Consider the following 1663-nt stretch of genomic DNA (forward strand, 5'->3'; position numbering starts at 1 on the left):
GCGGTGGCGGAGGGTGCGGCGACCGCGGGCGCGGCGGCGCCGGCCAGTCCCGTACCGAGGACCGCGGTTCCCGCGAACGCGGCGCGCAGGAGGGAGCGCCGGGCCGGGGGCGTCGCGCCGGACGCCTGGGCAGCGGCTGCCATCCGCCGGGCGCGGGCGGGTATGTGGGGTGTCGAGTCGGAGATCACGCGGGGGAACGTACGTCCGGCCGGTCACCCGTTCCCGCGGGTTGCCGAACTCATGGGCGGGCGGGGGCGAATCATGAGCGGGTGTTGAACCGTTCTTGGTGACTCCGGGAAGGACCCTTGGCCGGAGCGGGCGAACGGTCGGCCGCCTCCCTTGCCCTGCCGCACCGCGACGACCTAGCCTCATTTTGTGCCGATAGTAAACAAAACCCGCAAGCACAACGGCGTGCCGGGTCACCGCAGCGACGACCTCGTCCGCCTCCGTGTCGTCCTCACCGCCTTCTTCGCCCTGGACGGTTTCGTCTTCGCGGGCTGGGTCGTCCGCATCCCCGCCGTCAAGGAACAGACCGGCGCCTCCGCCAGCGCGCTGGGCCTCGCCCTGCTCGGCGTGTCCGCCGGGGCCGTCGTCACGATGATGCTCACCGGCCGGCTGTGCGGCCGCTACGGCAGCCACCGGGTGACCGTGGTCTGCGGCGTCCTGCTCTCCCTGAGCGTCGCACTGCCCCCGCTCACCCACTCCGCCCTCGCCCTCGGCGCCGTGCTGCTGGTCTTCGGCGCCGCGTACGGCGGGATCAACGTCGCCTTCAACAGCGCCGCCGTCGACCTCGTGGCCGCGCTGGGGCGCCCCGTCATGCCGAGCTTCCACGCCGCGTTCAGCCTCGGCGGCATGGTCGGTGCGGGACTCGGAGGACTGGTCGCGGGCTCCCTGTCCCCCACCCGGCACCTGCTGGGCCTGACGGTGACCGGCCTGGTGGTGACCGCCGTCGCGGGGCGCGTCCTGCTCCGCTGCGAGGTCCCGGCGCCGGCGGACCGCGACGGGTCCGGGGCACGTCCGCCGCGCGAGGAGCGGGCAGCACGCGGTACGGACGCCCGCACCCGCCGCCCGGACGCCCGTACCCGCCGCCTGGTCGTCGTCTTCGGCCTGATCGCCCTCTGCACGGCGTACGGCGAAGGAGCCCTGGCCGACTGGGGCGCGCTGCACCTGGAGGAGGACCTGGGCGCCCGGCCGGGCGTCGCCGCGGCGGGTTACACGTGTTTCGCGCTGGCCATGACGATCGGCCGGCTCACCGGGACCAGGCTCCTGGAACGGCTCGGGCTGAGCCGGACCGTGATCGCGGGCGGCACCCTGGCCTGCGCCGGGATGCTGCTCGGCGCCCTCTCGCCCGCCGTCTGGGCGGCCCTGCTCGGCTTCGCCGTCGCCGGGCTCGGACTCGCGAACATCTTCCCGATCGCCGTCGAACGGGCCGGAGCACTGGCGGGCCCGAGCGGCGTCGCCACCGCCTCCACCCTCGGCTACGGGGGCATGCTGCTCGGGCCGCCCGCGATTGGGTTCATGGCGGACTGGTTCTCCCTGCCCGCCGCCCTCACCAGCGTGGCGGTGCTGGCGGCGGTGGCGGCCGCCATCGGGTACGGGACGCGCCGGGTGACGCGGGCCGAACCCTGAGGAGTCCGCGCGCGGCCGGCCGGCCGACGGGCGG

1 protein-coding gene and 1 pseudogene are annotated in these 1663 nt (G+C 75.3%); one reads left to right on the forward strand and one right to left on the reverse strand.

Going from position 1 to position 1663, the window contains the following annotated elements:
* A pseudogene (locus tag HO151_RS07015) lies at positions 1-188 on the reverse strand (carbonic anhydrase); the annotation flags it as partial.
* Between the two features lie 223 nt (positions 189-411).
* Here HO151_RS07015 and HO151_RS04050 point away from each other — a divergent pair.
* Positions 412-1629 carry an MFS transporter gene (locus HO151_RS04050; RefSeq protein ID WP_173894735.1) on the forward strand — a complete coding sequence of 406 codons (1218 nt, stop codon included), beginning with the start codon at positions 412-414 and terminating at the stop codon, positions 1627-1629.
* The last annotated feature ends 34 nt before the right edge of the window (positions 1630-1663 follow it).

This window comes from Streptomyces sp. 8P21H-1 (genome assembly GCF_013302945.1).